Origin of the sequence: Aeromonas aquatica (assembly GCF_000764655.1) — a bacterium.
Taxonomy (GTDB): domain Bacteria; phylum Pseudomonadota; class Gammaproteobacteria; order Enterobacterales; family Aeromonadaceae; genus Aeromonas; species Aeromonas aquatica.
Map to the genome: position 1 here is coordinate 1 of NZ_JRGL01000116.1, position 23,240 is coordinate 23,240.

Below are 23,240 nucleotides of genomic sequence, written 5' to 3' on the forward strand. Positions count from 1 at the left end.
GGCCCTAGAGGCGGTAAGTTTTACTATAATAAAAATGGCAATAAAACATATATAAAACATAAGTAAACCTAACAAACACTTTAAGTCGTTCGCCTCGCTCACTAGGACACGCACCACAACTAAAGTGTTATGACAATATACAGAGTGGATGGATATGGGCAAGAGCAGTAGATTAAAAAAGGAACGGAGAGAGCTTAAGGCAGTTCAGGCTGCGGAGTATGATCTCTTTTCAAAATTGGTATCGATAGATGGTTACAATGAGCCAATATATAGGTTTTTCCCCGAGCAATGGCAAGCAGACGCGCTTTGTCAGGGTAACGTTTGGATTAGTACATTAGAAGCGTGTCGAGCGTACGAAGATCCATTGCAAGGTGATTCAGAAGAAGCAACGCACACCTATAAGTCTGGTCATATTGTTGGCAGTAGTTCAGATGCAGCCTTTGTCGAAATGGCAGCTCGAAGTGGTATACACATTGGTGAGGGATGCTCCAATATTACTATCAGCAATGCAACAAACATTCAAAAATTGCCAGATGCTTTTGTTCTATGTACAACGAAAGAATTTAAGCCCGAAAAGCTGTCTGAGACATTCGGAAACTACTGCGTCAAAATTTCAAATCCAGTAGAGTTTTTCAAGCGTACTTCTATTGAACTTAATAAACATCTTGAGGTTCGAGAAGGGGGAATGGGATTAGTAAAATATAAAGATCGTATTTACACAGGTTTAGAAAAACCACCGGGGCCGATAGGTTTTGTAAAACCAAACGATCAGTATTCACCGCAAAAAGAGTTTAGAATGCTTTGGCTCCCTAAAGAAAACTTTGTAATTAAGCCATTTTTGCTTAAGTGCCCTGATGTGGCTGATTTATGTAGCAAAGTCGACTGACAAAGCATTCAATAGGGACTCATACCGCGTGGCATTTTTGGTGTGCGGTGAATTTTGTGTTGAACGTGGTCTGCGGAAAGCATGGTTTATGTGGCATCACCCTTTAGCTCGGCGTTATATGCTTTTATAAAATTTGTGAGTCCACAAGGATGTATCTAAGAAAAGCCGAGAGCTTTAAATTAGATATTGTCTATTCTATGGGTTTTGATGCTTGGAGTTGTGGCTTGCCCTTTAATTAATTCTTAGTCAACTTTCGGAACAGCAAAAATATCAATCAGGTATTTGGCATGTGCTGTCCGACCGCGAGCAAGCCGCTTAGGTAGGCATTATAAATATGCGCTAGCTTCAAGAAGAAGGAGTCAGTTTTGTTCAAGCTTTATTACTACCCCAATAATGCGAGTCTAGCCCCTCATTTCTTGCTTCACCATTTAGATGCAGACTATGAGCTCTTATTGGTTGATAAAAAATCAAATTCACAGAAATCATTGGATTATCTTAAAATTAACCCAGCCGGCCGCATACCCACGTTAGTTATAGATGAACAGCCAATTTTCGAAAGCTCAGCTATCTGTATGCATATCTGCGAATTGCACCCTGAATCAAATTTAATGCCCCCCATAGGTAACCCTCATCGCCCCTTGTTTTATCAATGGCTGGCATTTCTTAATAACACGCTGCAAGCAGAGCTTATGGTTCGTTATTACCCACACCGTCATACGAATGATGAAGCGACCATCCCAAATATTGTAGCGGCGCAAGATGACAGAATTTCTGATGCACTATCTATTATCAACGACCAGCTTGAACACAATGAATACTTACTTGGTGACACGCTAACAGCATGTGACTACTTTCTGTTCATGCTTGCAGGATGGTCGTTACCAATAGAAAAATCACCACTTACTTTCAAGCATCTTGCGGCGTACTTGAAGCGGCTTTGCTCAAATCCAACTATTGAGGCGGTTTGTAACATTGAAGGTATAGACCTTGCGCCATTCAAGTCATACTCATGACACAAGCCTCAAGAGGTCATAAATTCGATGAGCGAAGCGTAATCGGACGTTCGCGATATGCACATAAAATCTGAGGCACCCACCATCTCGATAGCCCACTTGCCTGGCAAGGTGGGAGTCCCCTGCCAATCCAACTCTTCCCTCCCCCATGGGGATTCATTCCCCCCTGCCACTGGCCTATAGTGAGCCCCTACTCGAACAACCTTTGCGAGCAGCAGTATGTATATCGGCGAATTTGCCCGGCTGGCGGGCACCACACCCAAGGCAGTCCGTCTCTACGAGCAGCTCGGGCTGCTGCCCGAGCCCAGGCGGCGCGGCAAGTATCGCGTCTACCGGGCCGAGGATCTGGAGTGGGTCGGCTTTATTCGCCAGGCCCAGCAGCTCGGCTGCAAGCTGAGCGAGCTTGTCCCCTTGCTGGCAGGCCTCACCAGTCTCGCCGAGTTTCCCTGGCAGAAGGTGGAACAGCTTATCGCGGGCAAGCTGGCGCAGATCGAGGCGGAGGTCGCCAGGCTGCAACGCCAGCATCAGGGCTTGAGCCAGTGCGCCACGCTGCTGGCGCAGCACCCCTGCCGCTATGGCGCCCCCGGCCAGAGCGAGCCGCACCCACAGGCTGAGCAAGGGCTTGCAGGACGGGCACACAAGGTGGCTTGACTCTGTCCCATGGGACATGGGGTCTAATGGTGGCTCATTTCATCAGGAGCCACGCCATGACACCCAAGCTGCTTATCATCAACGGCAACCCCAAACCCGACAGCCTCTGCCATGCCCTGGCCAGGGAGTATGCCCGCAGCGCCGAGGAGGGCGGCGCAGAAGTCACCCTGCATCACGTGGGGGAGCTCGCCTTCGAGCCGGATCTGCACCATGGCTATGACGAGGCGCAGCCCCTCGAGCCCGATCTGCTGGCATTGCAGCAGAGTCTGAAGCAGGCCCAGCATCTGGTCATCGTCGCCCCCCTCTGGTGGGGCCACCTGCCGGCCCGGCTCAAGGGCTTGCTGGACAGGGTGCTGCTCTCGGGGTTCGCCTTTCGCTATCAGAAAGGCAAGGCGCTTCCCGAACGCCTGCTCGCTGGCAAGACGGCGCGCCTGCTGCTCACCATGGACAGCCCGCTCTGGTACTACCGCTGGTGGCTGGGCTCTCCCGTCGAGCGTACCCTCGACAAGCCCGTGCTGGGGCTCTGTGGCATCAGGCTGACCCATCGCCAGCATCTGGGGCCTGTCCATACCTCGGGCGAGCGGGAGCGACAGCGCTGGCTGGGCCATGCTGCCGCCGCGGCCCGCAGTGATGCGCAGCGGCTGGCGCGGCGGCGAACCTAAGCCAGGGCAGCGGCGACTCTGGTGACTAGGGTTGTCGGCAGCGGTGTCCAGAGATGCGGACAAGCTTGCCTGGGGTGAAAAAGTCCTCGGCGGCCCGGCGCCCTTGTGCTGTAGTAAGTGGGAATCCCCCTTGCTGGAGCCTTTTCGATGAACAAGATGTTGCTTGGCACCCTCGCCTTGATGCCGCTGCTGGCCAGTGCAGCTACCCCTTCCTTTGACTGTGCCAAGGCCCACAGCGCGGCCGAGCAGCTTGTCTGCCAGGACGCCGGGCTGGCGGCGCTGGATAACGAACTCGCCGCCCTCTATCCCAAGGCGCTGGCCAAGCTGTCGGCCGAACAGGCGAAGACGGAGAAGGCGATGCAACGCGGCTGGATCAAGGGGCGCAACGAGTGCTGGAAAGAGAGCGACTCGCGCCAATGCGTAGAGGAGAGCTACCAGCTGCGCATCACAGAGTTGCAGATAAAGGGGGGCCAGCTGATGGTGCCAAGCCCGGTCGACTACCAGTGCGACGGCGAGCTCCGGCTCTCGACCTACTTCTATAACGAGGCCAAGCGGCCCGCCGCCGTGATCAACCTGAGCGAGGGGGCGCAGCAGTCGCAGGTGCTCGCCTTTGAAGCCCCCAGCGCCAGCGGTGCCCGTTACGAGGGGCAGAATCTCACGCTGCCGACGAAGGGGAACGAGGCCAGGCTGGAGCGCTATGACCAACCCCCCCGGCAGTGCCGGGTCAGCGGCCAATAAACCCGCGCCACCATGGAAAAGCCCCGCAGTTGCGGGGCTTTGTTTATTCAGCGTGCGTGATTTATCTCACCATGACCGGCTCAGCCGAGACAGGGGGAGTCTGGAACTCACGCTCTGCCTCGTCGAAGCGATCCAGCATGGCCTTGGAGGGCGCCTTGTCCAGCAGGCTGAACACCACTATGGCCAGGGTGGCGAAGACGAAACCCGGGATGATTTCATACAGACCCAGCCAACCGAACTGCTTCCAGACGATGACGGTCAGGGCACCGGCCAGCATGCCGGCCAGGGCGCCGTTGCGGGTCATGCGCGACCAGAGCACGGAGAGCAGTACCACGGGACCGAAGGCGGCACCGAAGCCGGCCCAGGCGTAGCTCACCAGCCCCAGCACCCGGTTCTCCGGGTTCACCGCCACGGCGATGGCGATAAGCGAAATCACCAGCACCATGGCGCGCCCGACCCACACCAGCTCTTTCTGGGAGGCATTCTTGCGCAGGAAGGGCTTGTAGAGATCTTCGGTAATGGCACTGGAGCAGACCAGCAACTGGCAGCTCAGCGTACTCATCACGGCCGCCAGTATGGCGGAGAGCAGCACGCCGGCAATCCAGGGGTTGAACAGTATCTTGGAGAGCTCGATGAAGACGCGCTCCGGGTTGGCGGTGACGCCGGCAGCCTGCTCGGTGAAGGTGGAGAAGTAAGAGAGGCCGAAGAAGCCGATGGCCACGGCGCCGCCCAGGCAGAACACCATCCAGGTCATGCTGATGCGACGGGCGCTGGCCATGGAGTGATGGGAGTCCGCCGCCATGAAGCGCGCCAGTATGTGGGGCTGGCCGAAGTAGCCCAGGCCCCAGGCCATCAGGGAGATGATGGCGATGAAGTCCAGGTTCTTGAACATGTCGAGGTTGCTGGCATTCTGCGCCGCCACCTGCACCATGGCGGTGTCGATGCCGCCGACGGCGATGATGACGAACACCGGGGTCAGGATCAGGGCGAAGATCATCAGGGTGGCCTGCACCGTATCTGTCCAGCTCACCGCGAGGAAGCCGCCGAAGAAGGTGTAGGTGATGGTGGCCGCGGCGCCGACCCAGAGGGCGGTGTCATAGCTCATGCCGAAGGTGCTCTCGAACAGGCGGGCCCCCGCCACCACGCCGGAGGCGCAGTAGATGGTGAAGAACAGCAGGATCACCAGGGCGGAGAGGATGCGCAGCACCCGGCTCTTGTCCTCGAAGCGGTAGGTGAAGTAGTCCGGCAGGGTCAGGGCGTTGCGGTTCTTCTCGGTGTGAACCCGCAGCCGACCGGCCACCCAGCGCCAGTTGAAGTAGGCACCTATGGTGAGGCCGATGGCGATCCAGCTCTCGGAGATGCCGCCGATGAAGACGGCGCCAGGCAGGCCCATCAGCAGCCAGCCGCTCATGTCGGAGGCCCCGGCGGAGAGGGCGGTGACCCAGCTCCCCATACGGCGGCCGCCGAGAATGTAATCGTCAAAGTTGCGGGTGGCGCGATAGGCGACGAAGCCGATCAGAACCATACCTAGGATATACACCAGGAAGGTGATGAGCATTGGGGTGCTAGCTGTCATTCAAAACTCCGTTATGTGACTGTGTACCCGTTCTGACGACGGGTTCATCCTTAAAAAAACCGCCCTAGAGTAATCAGCAGATCCCATAAGCTCAACTGTTTTTAACAAATAAAAAACACAATGAAACCGTTTGCTAACTAATTAAGTAACTACTCAGGGATGAATTAGCCGGATATTATGCCATTGCAGCAACGACTTATCCCGCCGTCTCTGGTCCGATGACATAAAAAAAGCCCCGGCCTGGGGCCGGGGCTGTCACATAAGAAAAGGCCAGGATCAGCGATTGATGGCGATCGGCATGCCGCTGCGTTGTTCCAGCGCCTGCTTGATCAGTTGGGAGTCGCTGTCCGCATGGGCGATAAAGCGCGTCACGGCCGGGGTCATGGGTAGCGGGGCCGGCAGGCTGGAGTTGAACTCCTCCTGGCTGCGGGACAGGGGCTGGTGCACTTCCAGGTAGCGGTTGCCATCCGGCTCGACCGAAGCCTTGATCGGCTGGTTCACGAACTGAACGCGGGTACCGACCGGCACCTGCTTGAACAGATACTCGATGTCGTCGTTACGCAGTCGCACGCAGCCGTGGCTCACCCGCAGGCCGATGCCGAACTGGGCATTGGTGCCATGGATGGCGTACATCTTGCCGATATAGAGCGCGAACAGTCCCATGGGGTTGTCCGGGCCGGCCGGCCAGACTGCCGGCAGAGGCTCGCCACGGGCGGCATACTCTGCGTGCATCTTGGCGGTCGGGGTCCAGGTCGGGCCCGCCTTCTTGCGCTGCACGCTGGTCACCCAGTTTTCCGGGGTGTCGGTACCGAGCTGGCCGATGCCGATGGGCAGCACTTCCACCACGTTCTTGCCCTTGGGGTAGTAGTAGAGGCGCATCTCGGCCACGTTCAGCACTATGCCTTCGCGGGGGGCATCCGGCAGGATCAGCTGGTGCGGCACGACGAGCTTCTCGCCCGCCTGCAGCAACAGGGGATCCGCCTTGGGGTTGGCCTCCAGCATGTTGGTCAATCCCAGCTGGAACTTGGCGGCGACGGCCTCCAGCGGCTGGCCAGCCTCTTCTGCCGGCACCACGTATTCCAGATTCTCGCCCACCAGCCGGCTGTTGGCTTCGGGCAGGGCATATTCGATGGCAAACGCAGGGGCAGCCAGGATGAGACTGCAGCACAGTGCAGCCGCCGTGTTGTGGAGGAGCGTCATAACTTTCCTGTGATATTGGGGTGATTCAGGACTCTGGCCAGGCCGGGAGCGGCTTGCGCGCCCGGGGCGAAGAGAAGGCGGCCATTTTTCTCCTCTACGGGTAAAAATTCAACCAGCAAATGGGGCGACAGGGACAAGGATATTAAGCCCTGACCTATCGCCGCAGGCCTTAGTCGTTGCTGACCGTCTCTCTTTGCCAGGCGCGCATGTCATAACCGGTTGGAGATTGATGCAACCGCAGATGAAATTGCCCAATAATGGCAAATATGTGGTCGAAAATATCGGCCTGGATCCCCTCGTAGTCCGCCCAGGCGGTGGTCGCGGTGAAGCAGTAGATCTCCAGCGGTATCCCCTCGCTGGTCGGTGCCAGCTGGCGCACCATCAGCGTCATGTCCTTGCGAATGCTGGGATTGGCCCGCAAGTAGGCATCCAGATAGGCGCGCAGGGTCCCCAGGTTGGTGAGGTGGCGACCGTTGATGGGGCAGCTGATCGCATCGCTGAGCTGCTGGTTGTAGCTGCTCAGCTCCTGCTCCTTGCGGCTGAGATAGGGGGCCAGCAATTTGGCCTGCTTGAGTGTCAGCTGCTCGTCTGCCGTCAGGAAGCGCACGCTGGTCATGTCGATGTTGACGCTGCGCTTGATGCGGCGGCCACCGGATTCGGTCATGCCCTGCCAGTTCTTGAAGGAGTCGGAGATCAGTGCATAGGTGGGGATGGTGGTGATGGTCTTATCCCAGTTCGACACCTTGACCGTGGTGAGGCCGATGTCGGTCACCTCGCCATCGGCGCCGTACTTGTCCATTTGCAGCCAGTCACCGACGCTCAGCATGCGGTTGGCGGAGAGCTGGATCCCGGCCACCAGACCTAGGATGGGGTCCTTGAACACCAGCATCAGTACCGCAGTCATGGCCCCCAGGCCGCTGAACAGGAAGAGCGGCGACTTGCCGAGCAGCAGGGCTATCATCAGGATGCCGACCAGTATGCTGGCCACCAGTTTCACCCCCTGGAAGATGCCGCGCAGGGGCAGATCCCGTCCGAGCCGGGTATAGCGGCTCACCGACAGCAGACAGTCGAGCAGGGCGAACAGGGCAAGCAGCAGGAACAGCAGGATCCAGAGCTGGGCCAGCATCTCGATAAGCTGCAGGCTGTCGGATGCCTTGGGCAGCCAGATCTCCGCCTGACCGAGCAGCACGGCCCCTTGCAGTACCAAGGCGAGCCGGTAGAAGAGCCGCTGCTGCAACTGGGGCGGCAGCCACACCTGCTTGGTCTTGCCGAGCAGCCCCACCAGGCGCACCAGCAGGATGCGGTGCAGCACCAGGTGCAGTGCCAACGCGGTCAGCACGATGAAGCTCAGGGCGATCACCAGCGCCATCATGGCGGTGACCTCCACCCCGAGACCGGACAACCAGTTGAAAAATATCTCCTTCATCTCTACCTCTGCGACGTGAAACTGCCGTCAGGGTACGTATCTGGTCCGTCATGTCAAATGACAGACCCGCAATCTGCATCAGAAACGACAACGCCCGGCAGGGCCGGGCGTTGTATCAGAGCGCTGGCGTTAGCCCACCAGGCTCAGGGCATCGCGGGCGATGACCAGCTCTTCGTTGGTGGGCATCACCAGCGCCAGGCGGCTGTCGGCGGTGGTGATGGGGCCTTCACCACCCAGCACGGCGGCGTTGTTGGCGTCCTTGTCGACCTTGAAGCCGAACAGCGCCAGCCGCGCCAGCACCATCTCGCGCACCATGGCGGCGTTTTCACCTATGCCACCGGTGAACACCAGGGCGTCGAGGCGACCGTCCATGGCGGCGGCATAGGCGCCGACGTACTTGGCCACCCGGTAGGTGAAGACATCCAGTGCGCGCTTGGCACCGGCGTCGGTCGCATAGTGGGTGGTGACGTAACGGCAGTCGCTGCTCACCTCGGTCATGCCCAGCAGGCCGGACTCGCGGGTGAGGCAGTGGTTGATCTCGTCCACGCTGTAGCCGAGCTGGTCGTGCATGAAGAAGACCACGGCAGGATCGATGTCGCCACTGCGGGTGCCCATCGCCAGCCCTTCCAGCGGGGTCAGCCCCATGGAGGTGTCGACGGACTCACCGTTCTTGATGGCACAGACGGAGGCACCGTTGCCCAGGTGGCAGTTGATGATGTTGAGCTCAGAGAGCGGCTTGCCGAGTGCCTTCGCGGCCTCTTCGGCGATGAAACGGTGAGAGGTACCGTGGGCGCCGTAGCGACGGATGCCGTGCTCTTCATAGAGCTTGTAAGGCAGCGCGTAGAGGTAGGCCTCCTCGGGCAGGGTCTGGTGGAAGGCGGTGTCGAACACGGCGACGTTCTTCTCGGCCAGGGCCGGGAAGACCTTCAAGGCGGCGCGGATGCCGATGAGGTGAGCCGGGTTGTGCAGGGGCGCGAACGGGATGGCGGCCTCGATGCCGGCGATCACGCCATCATCGATGCGAACCGAGCGGGAGAACTGCTCACCACCGTGCACGATACGATGGCCGATGGCGACCAGCTGCTCGGCGAGGGTAGGATCCTGGGGCAGGATCTGACCCACTATGTGGTCGAGGGCGGCCTGGTGAGCGGCACCCGCCCCCAGCATGGCTTCACCCTTGACCCCATGGAGTTTCCATTTGATACGGGCATCATCCAGATTGAAGCATTCGGCCAGACCGGACAGCATGTCCTCACCGGTTTGTGCGTCCATCACGGCAAATTTCAGGGAAGAGCTACCGCAGTTAAGGATCAATACCAACTTGCTCATGTTCTACATCTTCCTGTGCTTCGGCTTTATGCCGACAGTGTCGTGTCATCCAGCATGGATGGGATTCCCCTGTCGGGGGCTTATGGTCGCAGGAAAGTGCGCCCAATTTTTCAATACGGTCGGTGCCGGCCTCATGGGCGCGCTGCGCACTCGTCAAATCGTCAATTCGGGACTGGCCCGTTCATCCGAACCAGCCTCGTCCTGGGCGGGAGCCCTGCGCCCCCGCGCCGCTGGCTAGCGTTCGGCCAGCAGCTCTTTGTGGACCTTGACCACCAATTTCTTCACCTTGGCGGGGGTGGTCAGGGTACAGAGAGGGCGATGCAGTTCTCCCGGCCAGAAGATGGCGAAGTCGCCGGGCTGCAACGCCAGATAACTGGTCTGTTCGTCTGCGACGAACCAGAGATCGGGATGGGGGTGATCGGCACCGTCGTTCCGGTAGGCATGGGGCCCCACGCCGATCCACTCCTCACCACGCAGCAGCAGCTGAATATCCAGGTACTGCTCATGAAACTCCCCACGGCGATCCGCCGCAGGCTCGGTCAGCTCTTCACTCACCAGACAGAACAGCTTGAGGCCATCGACCTCGGTCTTGCCGAGCGGGGCGTCGCGCCAGTGGGCCACGTCCTTCACCACCTCTGCCATGATGCGGGCCAATGGCGCGGGCAAGGGGGTGCGTTGCAAGGTGTCCAGACTGCCGGTGATCATGAGATGCGCATCCTTAGGTGTATTCGCTGTCTATCTTTGTCTGCCAATGAAAAAGGACCCGTCAAAGGTCCTTGTCTAGCGCCGTCTGCCATCCATGCAGACTGAAGAAGAGCATAGGTCATCTCGTCGGCGCCGGGTCACTGTTGCACAGTCGCCCGCTTCTTGCCAAGAGATACCCGCTCATTCACCAGATGATCGTACCAGCTGAAACAATATTATTCACTACCCTATTGCCACCAACTTTGACCAGACGCAAAAACGGGAGCATCTGCTCCCGTTTTTTTCTCTCAACCGGCTTCATTCAAACCTTGTTGGCGTTCTCAACCGGCTTGGCATACATGCTTCGCCAGATGGCCTTGTGCTCTGCTGGCACTTCTGACTGGCGGGTCAGGAAGGCGGTCTGCTCGATGGTGCTGGCCTTACCTGGCACATCCGCGGCGAGATAATTGCCGGGGAAGAGGCGATAGCTGCTCCAGATGGCCTTGTCGATCAGGGCGGCAAGCTCGTCCGGATCGCTGAAGCCCTCGGTGATAGGGGCGCCGAAGGAGACGTGTACCCGCCCCTTCTGGCCGACGATACCGGCGACTATGCTCTCGATATCCTCGAACTCGCCCTTCTCGTAGCTGCCGTTGACCGACTTCTCGTACAGCTCCCGCGCCTTGGCCTTGTCGGTGGGATCCACTTCGTAGCTGATGCTGACCGGCACTATGTTGAGGCTGCGCATGTAATCGACGAACGGGATCTTCTGCTTCTTGCCGTCCACGTAGAACATCTTGAGGATGGCCGGATCCGTCTTGTCGTCACCGTTCTTGGCGCGCCCTTCCTTCTGGGCGATCCAGATGGAATGGCCTTCGTGCACCGACTGGCCAATATAGGCCGACAGCTCGCCGAGCACCTTCATCATCTCCCGCGGCCCCTTGGCGGAGCGCTTGACGATGAAGCTCTTGTTGAGCTTCATCAGCTCGGTGGCGCACGGCTTGCGCAGCAGGTTGTCGCCGATGGCGATGCGCACCGTATCGAAACCGTGGGTGTGCAGCCCCCAGTTGACGAAGGCGGGATCCATGGCGATGTCTCTGTGATTGGAGACAAACAGATAGCCCTGCTCTTTCTTCAGGTGCTCGAGGCCGGAGAAGGTCACACCCTGGGTGGAGGTGGCGATCATCCGGCTCATGTAGCGGGTCACCCCCAGTTGCACCTGACGCACGGTAGTGACCTTGGACCACTTGTGGCGCAGGAACTGGCGGATCAGCGGGCGAATGGCCCAGCCCAGCCAGCTCATCAGGGAGCCGAAACGGTATTTGGCGATGGCGCCGATAAACTCATCATCCTGGATCAGCCGCTCGATGGCTGCCGGCACTTCGTCATCGCGATAGGGGCGAATGTCCGCGAATCTATCTACTTCTGTCACAATGTCAGCCTTGCAAGTATGGGGTCGCGGCCAGCAGCTGCTGACCGGGAAAATTCAGGGCGCAATTTTACACGCTTTTGGGATCAGGGGTATGAGATGCGCACCTATAGTGCAATCTTATCGCGAAAAAGCCGCCCCAATCACATCTGGTGTGACCAGATGAGCCCACCACTCAATCCTGGACAGCAGGATTGATGAGCGCGGTGAGGATGTGATCCTCCCAGCGGCCGTTGATCATCAGATAATCCCGGGCCCGGCCCTCCCGCTCGAAGCCGAGCCGCTCGAGCAGGGCGCCACTGCGCTCATTCGCCGGCATATAGCTCGCCATGATGCGGTGCAGGCCACGTTCGCGAAACAGATATTCGATACCGGCGGCCACCACCTCTTGCATCAATCCCTGCCCCTGGTGCGTCTTGTCGACCGCATACCCCAAATGGCACGCCTTGAACATGCCCATCACTATGTGGGTGAAGTTGCAGGTGGCGAGCACCCGTTCGCCCTGTGGATCGAGCGCCACCAGTTGCACGGCGCTGCCGTCGAAAAACTGGCTGTAGCAGTCGCGCAGACGATCGTGCCAATGGTTCAGGGTATAGAAGCTCTCGTCGCGCCTGGGCTCCCAGGGGCTGAGGTGATCCCGATTGCGCAGGTAGAAATCCAGCATCAGGCCAGCCCTGTCCGGTGGCAACACAGTCAGCCGGGTGCGGGCCGTGGCGATATGGGGCAGTACCATCAGTGATCCCTTTTCTTTAGCCAGTCGTCTCGCCGAATCGGAGTGCGGGCCGTGGTGAGGTGCGGTAATACCATCAGTGATCCCTCAGCCGCAGCCATTCATCCCGCAGCAGGCCGTAGTGGACCTGATCCACCACCCTGTCCGCCAGTCGCTCCGCCCGCCGGGTGATCCCCTCCTGCTGCATGCCGAGCCGCTCACACACCGCCCGGCTGCCGTCGTTCTCCAGCGCCGCGCTGATCTCCACCTTCTCCATGCCCATCTCCTCGAAGGCATGGTGGATCAGCGCCTGACAGGCCCGGGTGATGATGCCGTTGCCCTGCCATCGCTCGGCCAGCCAGTAGCCGATGCTGACCTTGGCGAGTGCCTGATCGATCTGGTTGTAACCGATGACACCGACCACCTCCCCCTGATACTCGATGGCGGTGGTCAAGCCCTCGCCCCGGGCAAACTTCTCGATGGCATGGCGGATGAAGCTGGCGCTGTCCGCCGGCTGCTGGATGTAGGGCACCCAGGGCAGCCACTGGGTCAGGTAGTCGCGATTGCGCTGACACAGGCCAAAGAGTTCGCTGGCCATGTCGGGCTGCAGGAACAACAGCGCCAGCTCGTCATCCAGTTGCCATGAAAACATGCGTCCTTCTCCTCTTTGCTCGGCATGGGCCATCATGAGAGCCAATGTAGTCAATCAACCCCTTGTCTGCCAAGGCATTTTTGTATCCAAGCCCCGCTGGCAACCCCCATATGGAGGAACCCATTTGGGAATCATTTTGAGCATTTACTCATTCTCGTACGGCCTTGGCACAAATCACCAGAATGCATCAACAAGGCAGTGATTCAGTGTGGTAACAGTCGAACCTGCTACCCCCTTATGCTGTCCTGTCACATATAACAGGCAGCAATTTCTTTCCCGCTCACTAGTGTAGGAACGCCGGGCAACGAACCCGGATCCTGATCTTCATCGACTTAAGGAAAGACGAGATGAACAAAGTATATTTGGCCGTGGTACTGGCCTGCTGGGGAAGCGCCGCCATGGCGGCAGAACAGGTGGAAGTGAATCAGGCAGGGGGGCTGGTGGGGCTCCTGGGAGCACCGAGCGCCGGTATCAGCACCCTGGCCGGGGATGGCGAGTTTCGCCAGGTACGGGTCGTCAAGCTGCCCAACGGCCAGCAGCGAGTGCGCTACGAGCAGACCTGGCAAGGGATCCCGGTCTGGGGTCAGGTGGTGGTGGCTGAGCAATCTCCCGCGGGCCAGGTAAATCAGGTCTCCGGCCGGGTGCTGCGCCAGATCGGCGCCGACGTCGCCAGCCCCACGGCAGCGCTCTCCCCTGCCGATGCCGCTCTCAAGGCACGCGCCGGTGCCAAAGGCAGCAACGAGCAGGTCAAGCTGTTCGTGATGCAGGACGACGCCGGTCAGGCCCGTCTGGTCTATCTGGTCTCCTGGCTCGCGGCAAGCGATAAGCCGAGCCGTCCCTTCGTGATGGTCGATGCCCAGAGCGGCACCGAGATCAAGCGCTGGGAGGGGATCAACCACCAGGACGCCACCGGCCCTGGCGGCAACCTCAAGACCGGCAAGTATTTCTACGGCGCGGACTTCGGCCCGCTGCAGGTGGATGACAACTGCCGCATGATCAGCACCAACGTGGACACCATCAATCTCAACCACGCCACCTCGGGTGGAGCCGTGCACCAGTTCAACTGCCCGGAAAACAGGGTCAAGGAGATCAACGGCGCCTACTCGCCCCTCAACGACGCCCACTTCTTCGGCAACGTGGTGTTCGACATGTACCGCAACTGGTACAACACGGCGCCGCTGAGTTTCAAGCTCAAGATGCGGGTGCACTACGGCAGCAACTACGAGAACGCCTTCTGGGACGGCAGTCAGATGACCTTCGGTGACGGTGCCACCACCTTCTATCCGCTGGTGAGCCTGGACGTGGCCGCCCACGAGGTGAGCCATGGCTTCACCGAGCAAAACTCGGGGCTGGTCTACTCCGGCCAGTCCGGCGGCATCAACGAGGCCTTCTCCGACATGGCGGGGGAAGCGGCCGAGAACTACATGAAGGGCAGCAACGACTGGCTGGTGGGGGCCCAGATCTTCAAGGGCAACGGCTCGCTGCGCTACTTCGAGGATCCGACCCGGGATGGCAGCTCCATCGGCCATGCCAGCGATTACTATGATGGCATCGACGTGCACCACAGCTCCGGTGTCTACAACCGCGCCTTCTACCTGCTGGCCAACACCAGCGGCTGGAACACCCGCAAGGCGTTCGAGGTGTTCGTGCTGGCCAACCGCCTCTATTGGGGTGCCAACACCACCTACGATCAGGGCGCCTGCGGCGTGACCAAGGCGACCGCAGATCTGGGTTACAGCCTGCCCGATGTGACCGCCGCCTTCACCGCGGTCGGCGTCAACGCCTCCTGCGGCGGCACGCCCCCTCAACCCGGCAACGTGCTGCAAAACGGCGTACCGGTGACAGGGCTCTCCGCCGCCAAGGGGGGCAAGCTGAACTTCACCATCGATGTGCCCGCCGGCAAGAGCAAGCTGGTGATCGCCAGCAGTGGCGGCAGCGGGGATGCGGATCTCTACGTGAAGTTCGGCGCCGTGCCGACCGGCACCAGCTATGACTGCCGTCCCTACAAGAGCGGCAATGCCGAGACCTGCACCCTGAACTCCCCCAAGGCAGGCACCTGGCACGTCCAGCTCAGCGCCTTCAGCGCCTTCTCTGGCCTGACCCTCAAAGCCGGCTACTGATAAGGTCTTGAGCGGAGATAACCTCAAGCGCCGGACTTGTCCGGCGCTTTTTCATGCCCGGCGGTTTATGCTCAGCGGCCCGCCCAGCGCTTGGCCAGGGTCCTGGCCGCCTCCAGCACCCGCTCCTTCTCCCGGTTCGGCCGCTTGCCGCTGCGCCAGGCCATCATCACGTCCCAGTGATCCGGCGGCAAGTCCACCACGTCCAGCTGCACCAACCGGCCAAACTCCAGATCCCGGCTGATGGCGAGCGCCGGCATCAGGGTGATGAAGCCATGCTCCAACGCCAGCTCCCGCGCCGCACTGGCGGGCTGGATGGCATGCAGCGGGCTCGCCACCTGGCGCAGCAGCCGCAGTTGCAGGATCAGCTCGTCACAGCCGGTGCCCCACTGCTGGGGAGCCAGCCGCTCGTTGGCGATGTCCTGCAGGGTCAATCCGCGCCTACCCGCAAGCGGGTGGGCGGCACTGGCCACCGCGATGATGGGGGAGCGATAGAGCAGCTCAAGCTGGATGCCCGAGATGGCAGGGCATTTCAAGATGAAGCCGACGTCGGTCTCCCCGGTCAGCAGCTCCTGCATGATGATGCCGGAGTGATCCGTGTTGCAGCGGATCTCGAACGCCTCGTCCACCAGAGCCAGCAGCAGCGGCCCGAAGACGACAGTGGTCAGGGAGGGCAGACAGGCGAGCCGGATCCGTGGCAGGGCGGGGGCGCCCTGCATCGCCAGCCGGCCCCCCTCCAGCGCACTCAGAGCCGCACTCGCGGCGGGCAGGAACTGCTCGCAGGCCGGGGTGGGGGTGGCGCCACGGCGATGACGAAGAAACAGGGGTTGCCCCAGCTCCTGCTCCAGCACGGCGATCCGCTGGCTGACCATGGGTTGGGACCAGCCGCGAATGGCGGCCACCTTGCTGAAGCTGCCACGGTTGGCCACATCCAGCAGCAATTGCAGATCATCGAGGGTCATAGCCATAACGGAATCCAATATGAAATATAGCCAGTTGTCGGCTACCACTATATCTGGCCCCCTCCCAGAATAGCAGTATCAATTGTCATGAGATTGGCATAGCGCCGCCGAGTCAGGGACTTATCTCCGTCCTTGGCTCTGTTTGGTGACGCCGCCGTTCGGGCAATGAACACACACATAGATAAAGTCATCGATGCAAGCAGGGGTTTGAGGGTCATGGTGGAGCGGGCGAGGCGGTTGGGGCGGTGGTTCTTGGCATTGGATTCCCTCTTGGTGATCCTGGGATTTTTCGTGGTCATGCCCATGATAAGCCTGCGATTCGTGGATCAACTCGGCTGGGCTGCCGGGGTGGTCGGACTGGCGCTGGGCCTGCGCCAGCTGACCCAGCAGGGACTGGGGGTCTTCGGTGGCTCGCTCGCCGATAAATTCGGCGCCCGCCCGCTCATCGTCTGCGGCATGTTGCTGCGGGCATTGGGTTTCGCCAGCCTGGCCTACGCCCAGAGCGGGCTGGAACTCATCCTCTCCTGCATCATCTCGGGGCTCGGCGGCTGCCTGTTCGACCCTCCCCGCGCCGCCCTGGTGATCAAGTTCACCCGTCCGCGTGAGCGGGGCCGCTACATCTCCCTGCTGATGATGCTGGAGAGCGCCGGTGCCGTGGTGGGCGCCCTGCTCGGCAGCTGGCTGCTCAACTTCGATTTCGAGTATGTCTGCCTGCTGGGGGCCGCCCTGTTCGTCTGCGCCGCCCTGTGCAACCTGCTGATCCTGCCCCCCTACAAGCTCTCGGTGCGGCCGACCCCGATCCGGGCCGGCCTCGGTCAGGTGCTGGCGGACAAGGCCTTCTGCCGACTGGTGCTGATCCTGAGCGGCTACTACGCACTCTGGGTACAGGTGATGCTGATCTTCCCCATCCTGGTCAAGCAGATGGCGGGCAGCACCACGGCGGTGGGCTGGATGTATACCCTGGAGACGGCCATCTCACTGGCCCTGCTCTACCCGCTGGCCCGCTACGGCGAGCGCCACTTCAAGCTGGAGAGCCGGTTGATGGCGGGGGTGCTGCTGATGACCGCCGGCATCGGACTGGTGGCCTTTGCCACCACCCTGCCCGCCGTCTTCATGCTGCTGGCCTGCTTCTATCTCGGCATCGTCATCGCCGAGCCGGCGCGGGAGACGCTCATGACCAAGCTGGCGCAACCGGGCGCCCGTGGCAGCTACATGGGGTTCAGCCGGCTGGGGCTGGCGCTGGGCGGCATGACCGGTTATGTCGGCGGCGGCGCCCTGCACGACTACGCCAATGCCCAGGGGCAACCCTGGCTGCCCTGGCTGGTGCTGGGCACCGTCGGGGTCGTCACCCTGTTACTGCTGGTGAACTGCTTCCAGCGCGATTCGCGCCTGTCTCACGTCAATGCCTGACCCCGGCCGGGGAATCCCCCCGGTCTGCTGAGCCCTCCCCGACAGGGCGCCGGATCCCCGGATCCGGCGCCCTGTTTTTTATGGCCCTTTCCAGCGACCACCACCGAATCCACCCATTCTCATCCCCTGGCACCGCAAGCCCCACGGCAATATCGGCGCCGGACGCCCATAAAAAAAGCGGCAGATTGATCTGCCGCTTGTTGCTCACCCTGGCGTCAGGTTACTTGTCGATACTCAGCATGTTGTTCTGCAACATGAAGTCGATGACCTGGTTGGCCGTGGAACCCGCGCCGCCGGTCAGGGTATCGAAGGTATGGTGCATCAGCACTATCTCCTGAGTCACCGGTGCCGTGCTGCTCTCCTTGACCTGCAGATGCACCCCTTCGTTGTCCTGGAAGACCGAGAGCAGGCTCTTCAACGCGCTCTCCGTCTTGCTGCCATCGCTGTCCAGCAGATCCTTCAGATCCAGCTTGTCCCCCTCCGCCTTGGAGAAGTCGACGACATAGTCCTTGCTGAGCGTGCCAGCGACAGTGTCCCCCTTCTGCCAGGTGAAGGTATCGGCACCCGTACCGCCAGTCAGGATGTCGTTGCCCAACCCCCCGACCAGGATGTCGTTGCCCAGCCCGCCGCTCAGGATATCGTTGCCGGCACCACCATAGAGGGTGTCGTTGCCGCTACCGCCATAGAGGGTGTCGTTACCGGCCTCACCGAACAGGGAGTCGTTGCCGCTGCCACCGAACAGGATGTCGTTGCCGGCACCGCCGTACAGGAAGTCGTCACCACCCTGACCAAACAGGATGTCGTTGCCTTCCCCGCCGAGCAGCACATCCGCCTTGTCGTTGTTGGCAGATTGATCGAAATCGGCGGCATGCTCCTGGATATAGCGGTGCACGTCGGCATCCAGCACGTCGCGACCCAGCTGAGCCGCCACATAGCTCTTGACCGCCGCGTAGCCTTCTCCGGCAATGCCGGCGAAGTGCAGCGCATCGCCGAACAGGATGTCATCGCCCGCCCCGCCGTCGATCCGGTCTGCCCCCGGCAGGTTGTTGACCGAGGTACCCAGGATGGCATTGGCCAGATCCGAGGCATTGACCCCGGTCTTGATCACCCCATCGGAGTCGTAGGATTTCAGGTCGTTGGTGGAGATGTTCGCCCCCAGCCCGATCGCCTCGACGGTCACCCCCATCCCGGTCAACAGCCCGAAACCTGCCACCGAGTTGGTGATGGTGGTATTGGTCGAATCCTGGCCGTTACCACCCAGGGTCGAGTAGGTATAGCCACCCTTGCCATCCGCACGCATGTAGCCGATCTGGCTGCCGTTGTAGTTGTAAACAACACCGCTTGCAGTGATCACCGTCCTGCCATTCACCGTATAGGTCTGCCCATAGACATAAGTCGTACCGATGACACTGTTCAGATAAACATCGTTGGATGAGCCGCCGCGATCACGAAGGATCGGGTTGCTGCCTTCATCGTCCAGGTAGTAGGTCGGCTTGCCATCGGTGATGAAGTAGGTCAGGTTCTTGGCGTTGGTGTTGCCCAGCGCGGCTGCGCTGTTGAACCAGTTGGCCGTGGCCTTGAACACATCCTCGTAGTTGGTGCCGCCGCCGTTGTTGCTGCTGCCATCCATGCTGTCGAGGATCGCCTGCAACTGGCTCAGGGCATTCGTGTCCTTGAGGTTCACGCTCACCGACTTGTTGGCCAGGGTGTCGAAGTCCACCAGGAAGATGTTCACCTTGCCCGCACCATCCGAGCCAGCGCTGCTCTTGAGGCTGGCAAAGACCTGTGCCAGCTGGAGCTTGATGGTGTCCATGGCGCTGGTGCCGATACTGCCGGAGCTGTCGACCATGAAGGCGATGTTGTAGTTCTGGCCCGGCAACACCACGCTGCCATCCAGATCTCCCACCACTATGTTGTGCTCGCTGCCATAGGTCCGGTTCTGGTCGCCCGGCTCCCCTTCGGTGGCATTGAAGTAGCTCAGGCGGATGCTGTCATCGTCGGTGGCGGAGCTGGTCTGATCGGTCCCCACCTCCTTGGCGATGGCCTCGACCTTGAGATCCACCTGGCCGGCACTGCCGCCCGGTACGCGCAGGGTCAGCCCGGTCAGCTTCAGATCCAGCGCGCTTGCGCTCCACAGACCGCTGCCGGAGGTGAGGATGATCTTGCCATCGGCCCCAGCGGTGCCCAGCAACAAGCTGCCGCTATAGAGCTGGGAGTTCTGCGGCATGCCGCTCAACACCAGGCTATCGAACTGTTCGCTGCCATCTCTGTCGCTCAGGGAGGCGTTCAGTTCCACCGGATAATCGACCACGGTGGGCTGCACCAGGGTCAGCCCACCCGTATCCTGATTGATCTGATAGATGCCATCGGCGAACTGGACATATTCGATGTCGTGCAGCGCCTTGGTGGTGGCCGCGCCGTTCTCCGTCACATAGAAGTTGAACCAGCGATCATTGGTCGAATAACCGCTGCCTTTCTGGATCACGTAGTCGGCACGGTTGCCGGTCAGCACGGCAACGTCTGTGCCTGCGCCACCGTAGAGGCCGTCATTGCCGAGGCCTGACACCAGTATGTCGTTACCGTCACCGCCGTAGAGGGAGTCCCCCTGGGTCGAGTTGCTGCCCACCAGGACGTCATTGCCCTGGCCGCCGGTGAAGTTATCGCCGCCGCCCTTCTGGCTCACTATGTAGTCGTTGCCACTGGTGCCGGTGATTGCATCCTGACCGCTGGTCGTGTCCGTCAGATTGCTGGTGATCCCGAAGGCCGTCTTGTTGAAGTTGCCGGACTGGAACTGGCTGGTGGTGATGCCTGCGCTCGGGAAGCTCTGGCTGTAGAGTGGTATGCCATTGCCGGACAGGATCACGTTGACCGTCGGCTTGTCGGCCACCGCCGCCACGTCGAGCACCAGCTTGCCGCTGTTGCTGAGGTTGGCGCCATCGCTGATCTGATAGCCGAAGCTGGCGTAGTCGCCCTTCATATTGCCGGTGACGGCACCGCTGCCGTTGCTGGCGTTGATGCTCGATTCGTTCAGGCCGGGCACGAAGCGCAGGTGGCCAGTATCTATGTCACCGTAGGAGATAAGATCCCCCACCTTCACAGCGACCCACTGACCGGCCGCGTTGAGGTATTCCAGCTTGCCGTTGAGGGGCAAGGTACCGATCTGCACGCTCAGATCGGTTACCGCCTGATCGTCGCTGGCACCGAACTGGGCCCACTTCAGCACCTGCGGCTGATCTTCCAGCCCTGCGCTGTAGCCACCCGTCGCGGTCGGCGCACGATCGTTGTCCACTATGGTACCGGTGCCGATCTGACCACCTATGGTCACCGACAGGGTCTCATTCGCCTCGACCAGACGATCGTCCACCGTCGGAATGGTCACGGTGAAGCCGGATACCCCGGCCGGCACCGTGATCTTGCCGGTCGCGCTGTTATAGGTCACCCCGTTGCTGAACTGGGCTGTTCCCCAGTCCAGGCTGGAGGCCGGGTTGGTACCGCTGCCTCTGATGGCGAAGTCGTACTCGGTCGCTTCCTGAGTCGCGTCGGACAGGGTCACGCCGTGGCTCAGACTGCCGCCTTCAGTCACGCTCCCGCTGGATATCCCCTCCACCGTCGGGGTGAACAGCGGCTTGGTAGCAAAGGACCCCTGGCTGGAGTCGCCGTCCCCATCCACCACCTTGATCTGGAAGTCGATGTCCCCGTCGCCCAGCGGCTTGGACATATTCTGATACTGGAAGAACTCCCACTTGCCGGTGGCCGGGGTGAACTCCAGACGGAACACCAGAGAGCCATCGCTGGCCTTGCCGACCAGGGTATTGGCCGACTCCATCGAGGTGGTGATCAGCTTGCCGGTGGCCGTGGTCAACGCAGTCTCGGACGAGCCGAGCAGCTGCATATAGCCTTTGCCATCCGCACCCCACTGCGGGGTGACGGTGCCCGAACCGTAGGCGATGGCCTGCGCCGTGCTGGTACCGAGGAACTCGATGCTCTTCACGGTGAAGTCGCTGTTGTCGGAAGTGTTGGTGTTACCGTTGTTGGTGGCCTTGATCACCATGGTGTCGAAGCCGCCCTGCTGCACCTGGAAGTTGCCGGCATAGTCACCGCCCGCAGCGTTTGAGCTGAAGGTCTGGGTACCGATCAGCACGCCACCGCGGTAGAACTCGACCACGCCGCTCTCCAGCTCGCCACCGAACATCTGACTGAACTTGATGTTGGCGCCATAGGCGACCTTGCCCGCATCCAGCTTGACGATCAGCTGCTCGGAGGCCGAGGTACCATTGGCGAAGTGACGGAAATCGATCTCGTTGGCGATGTTGTGGTAAGGGGCTGCCACACTGGACACCCCCAACCCGGAGCTGGAGCCATTCACATTCGCCGCGATCAATGTCGAATTGGTCGCAGACGTGAAGCCCAGGGCCGTGATGGTGAAACCTGCCATGCCGAGGGACAGCTTGTTGCCGCTGTATTGGGTCAGATCGAACAGACCGGTCAGCGCAGCCGGAATATCCGTCTTGGTGACGGACACGGCCGCCGCATCCCCCGCGATCGGGGAATCATCCTCGACCGAGATGGGCAGGCTGCCAGTGGTGGTGGTCTTGCCATCCGATACTGTCACGCCGATCTGGAAGTTGAGCACGTCCTCACTCCCCTTGACCGGGTGGTCAAGCGGAGCCTTGAGGGTCACGTCGTAGCCCCAATCCCCCTTGCCGCCAGCCGGCGCGGTCAGTTTGACCTCAACCACCGCCTTGTAGTCCGCACCACCCGCCGTACCGGTATAGCCGGTCAACACCTTGGTGGCAGCATTCCAGCTCCACTGCACCGCAGTACCGCCGGAAGTCAGACCGGCCGGCCCACTCAGGCTGATGGTCAGGCTATCTTGGCTATCCAGGTCACCGACCGTGATCTTGCCGCTGGCAGCCACGCTATCCGTGGTGTCGCTGTTGCCTGCCGTATCGGCGATACCGCCAGCAAGGCCCTCTTCAGATACTACGGCCCCCTTGTCGATGCTCAGCACCGGCGCGTCATTGGTGCCGGTGATGGTGATGGTCAGGGTGCTGGTCTGGCTCACGGTGCCGTCGGTCGCGGTGTAGGTAAACACCACGCCCGCAGTCTGGCCCGCCGCCAGTTTCTGCGCATCCGCCCCATTGGCGTTGAAGCTATAGCTGCCGTCGGCACGGATAGTCAGGGTGCCGTAGCTGTTGGTCAGCACAGTGTCGCCACTGGCGTTGACCGCAGTGGCCGAGCCCGTGGTGCCGTTCAAGATACCGGTCACCTTCAGGATGTTGCCGTCCACATCGCTGTCGTTAGACAGTACCCCGTTGGCTGCATTCACGGTCAGGATGGCGTCTTCGTTCACCGAGCCCACATCAGCCTGCAGCACCGGCGCGTCATTGGTGCCGGTGATGGTGATGGTCAGGGTGCTGGTCTGGCTCACGGTGCCGTCGGTCGCGGTGTAGGTAAACACCACGCCCGCAGTCTGGCCCGCCGCCAGTTTCTGCGCATCCGCCCCGTTGGCGTTGAAGCTGTAGCTGCCGTCGGCACGGATGGTCAGGGTGCCATAGCTGTTGGTCAGCACTGTGTCGCCACTGGCATTGACCGCGGTGGCCGAACCCGTGGTGCCGTTCAAGATACCGGTCACCTTCAGGATGTTGCCGTCCACATCGCTGTCGTTGGCCAGCACGCCGTTGGCCGCATTCACGGTCAGGATGGCGTCTTCGTTCACCGTCCCCACATCCGGTGTCAGCACCGGCGCGTCGTTGGCGCCGGTGATAGTGATGGTCAGCGTGCTGGTCTGGCTCACGG

The 23,240-nt window shown here is 60.6% G+C and carries 17 protein-coding genes; 7 read left to right on the plus strand and 10 right to left on the minus strand.

Features of this window, described 5'->3' with window-relative positions:
* The first annotated feature begins 154 nt into the window (after positions 1 to 154).
* The 5 genes from LG30_RS21635 to LG30_RS0114550 all read left to right on the plus strand — a co-directional run bounded on the left by LG30_RS21635 (position 155) and on the right by LG30_RS0114550 (position 3,950).
* Complete coding sequence (locus LG30_RS21635) at positions 155 to 886, plus strand: hypothetical protein (protein ID WP_081966193.1); 732 nt, start codon at positions 155 to 157, stop codon at positions 884 to 886.
* A gap of 365 nt (positions 887 to 1,251) precedes the next feature.
* Positions 1,252 to 1,899 carry a glutathione S-transferase family protein gene (locus LG30_RS21645; protein WP_081966195.1) on the plus strand — a complete coding sequence of 216 codons (648 nt, stop codon included), beginning with the start codon at positions 1,252 to 1,254 and terminating at the stop codon, positions 1,897 to 1,899.
* A 219-nt stretch (positions 1,900 to 2,118) separates the two neighbouring features.
* A complete protein-coding gene (locus LG30_RS0114540; protein ID WP_052101100.1) occupies positions 2,119 to 2,550 on the plus strand; it encodes a MerR family transcriptional regulator in 432 nt (143 codons plus the stop codon).
* Positions 2,551 to 2,606: 56 nt separating this feature from the next.
* Complete coding sequence (locus LG30_RS0114545; RefSeq protein WP_033131417.1) at positions 2,607 to 3,212, plus strand: NAD(P)H-dependent oxidoreductase; 606 nt, start codon at positions 2,607 to 2,609, stop codon at positions 3,210 to 3,212.
* A 147-nt stretch (positions 3,213 to 3,359) separates the two neighbouring features.
* Positions 3,360 to 3,950: an MliC family protein gene (locus tag LG30_RS0114550; protein ID WP_033131418.1), complete on the plus strand. Its 591-nt coding sequence runs from the start codon at positions 3,360 to 3,362 to the stop codon at positions 3,948 to 3,950.
* Between the two features lie 61 nt (positions 3,951 to 4,011).
* On the opposite strand, the gene putP is transcribed toward LG30_RS0114550, so the two are convergent.
* The 8 genes from putP to LG30_RS0114595 form a co-directional block, all read right to left on the minus strand.
* Entirely contained in the window at positions 4,012 to 5,526 is a 1,515-nt protein-coding gene (gene putP / locus LG30_RS0114555; protein WP_033131419.1) for a sodium/proline symporter PutP, read from the minus strand.
* Between the two features lie 276 nt (positions 5,527 to 5,802).
* Entirely contained in the window at positions 5,803 to 6,726 is a 924-nt protein-coding gene (locus LG30_RS0114560) for a L,D-transpeptidase family protein (protein WP_033131420.1), read from the minus strand.
* A 169-nt stretch (positions 6,727 to 6,895) separates the two neighbouring features.
* Entirely contained in the window at positions 6,896 to 8,152 is a 1,257-nt protein-coding gene (locus LG30_RS0114565; protein WP_033131421.1) for a mechanosensitive ion channel family protein, read from the minus strand.
* A gap of 129 nt (positions 8,153 to 8,281) precedes the next feature.
* Positions 8,282 to 9,481 (minus strand): acetate kinase, encoded by a 1,200-nt coding sequence (locus tag LG30_RS0114570; RefSeq protein ID WP_033131422.1) that lies wholly within the window; start codon positions 9,479 to 9,481, stop codon positions 8,282 to 8,284.
* A gap of 234 nt (positions 9,482 to 9,715) precedes the next feature.
* Positions 9,716 to 10,186 carry a NanQ anomerase/TabA/YiaL family protein gene (locus LG30_RS0114580; RefSeq protein WP_033131424.1) on the minus strand — a complete coding sequence of 157 codons (471 nt, stop codon included), beginning with the start codon at positions 10,184 to 10,186 and terminating at the stop codon, positions 9,716 to 9,718.
* A gap of 301 nt (positions 10,187 to 10,487) precedes the next feature.
* Complete coding sequence (locus tag LG30_RS0114585; protein ID WP_033131425.1) at positions 10,488 to 11,594, minus strand: 1-acyl-sn-glycerol-3-phosphate acyltransferase; 1,107 nt, start codon at positions 11,592 to 11,594, stop codon at positions 10,488 to 10,490.
* Between the two features lie 172 nt (positions 11,595 to 11,766).
* Positions 11,767 to 12,324, minus strand: coding sequence for a GNAT family N-acetyltransferase (locus LG30_RS0114590; RefSeq protein WP_033131426.1), 558 nt, complete (start codon positions 12,322 to 12,324; stop codon positions 11,767 to 11,769).
* Between the two features lie 73 nt (positions 12,325 to 12,397).
* Positions 12,398 to 12,952, minus strand: a complete 555-nt coding sequence (locus tag LG30_RS0114595) for a GNAT family N-acetyltransferase (protein WP_033131427.1) — start codon at positions 12,950 to 12,952, stop codon at positions 12,398 to 12,400.
* 347 nt (positions 12,953 to 13,299) lie between these two features.
* Here LG30_RS0114595 and LG30_RS0114600 point away from each other — a divergent pair, with 347 nt between their 5' ends.
* Positions 13,300 to 15,072 carry a M4 family metallopeptidase gene (locus tag LG30_RS0114600; protein ID WP_033131428.1) on the plus strand — a complete coding sequence of 591 codons (1,773 nt, stop codon included), beginning with the start codon at positions 13,300 to 13,302 and terminating at the stop codon, positions 15,070 to 15,072.
* A 71-nt stretch (positions 15,073 to 15,143) separates the two neighbouring features.
* Here LG30_RS0114600 and LG30_RS0114605 read toward each other — a convergent pair whose 3' ends face one another.
* A complete protein-coding gene (locus LG30_RS0114605; protein ID WP_033131429.1) occupies positions 15,144 to 16,037 on the minus strand; it encodes a LysR family transcriptional regulator in 894 nt (297 codons plus the stop codon).
* A 210-nt stretch (positions 16,038 to 16,247) separates the two neighbouring features.
* On the opposite strand from LG30_RS0114605, the gene mdtH reads away from it, so the two are divergent.
* Complete coding sequence (mdtH, locus tag LG30_RS0114610; RefSeq protein WP_033131430.1) at positions 16,248 to 17,441, plus strand: multidrug efflux MFS transporter MdtH; 1,194 nt, start codon at positions 16,248 to 16,250, stop codon at positions 17,439 to 17,441.
* A gap of 220 nt (positions 17,442 to 17,661) precedes the next feature.
* On the opposite strand, the gene LG30_RS0114615 is transcribed toward mdtH, so the two are convergent.
* Positions 17,662 to 23,240 (minus strand): VCBS domain-containing protein (locus LG30_RS0114615; protein ID WP_033131431.1); only part of this gene is annotated, 5,579 nt, incomplete at its 5' end.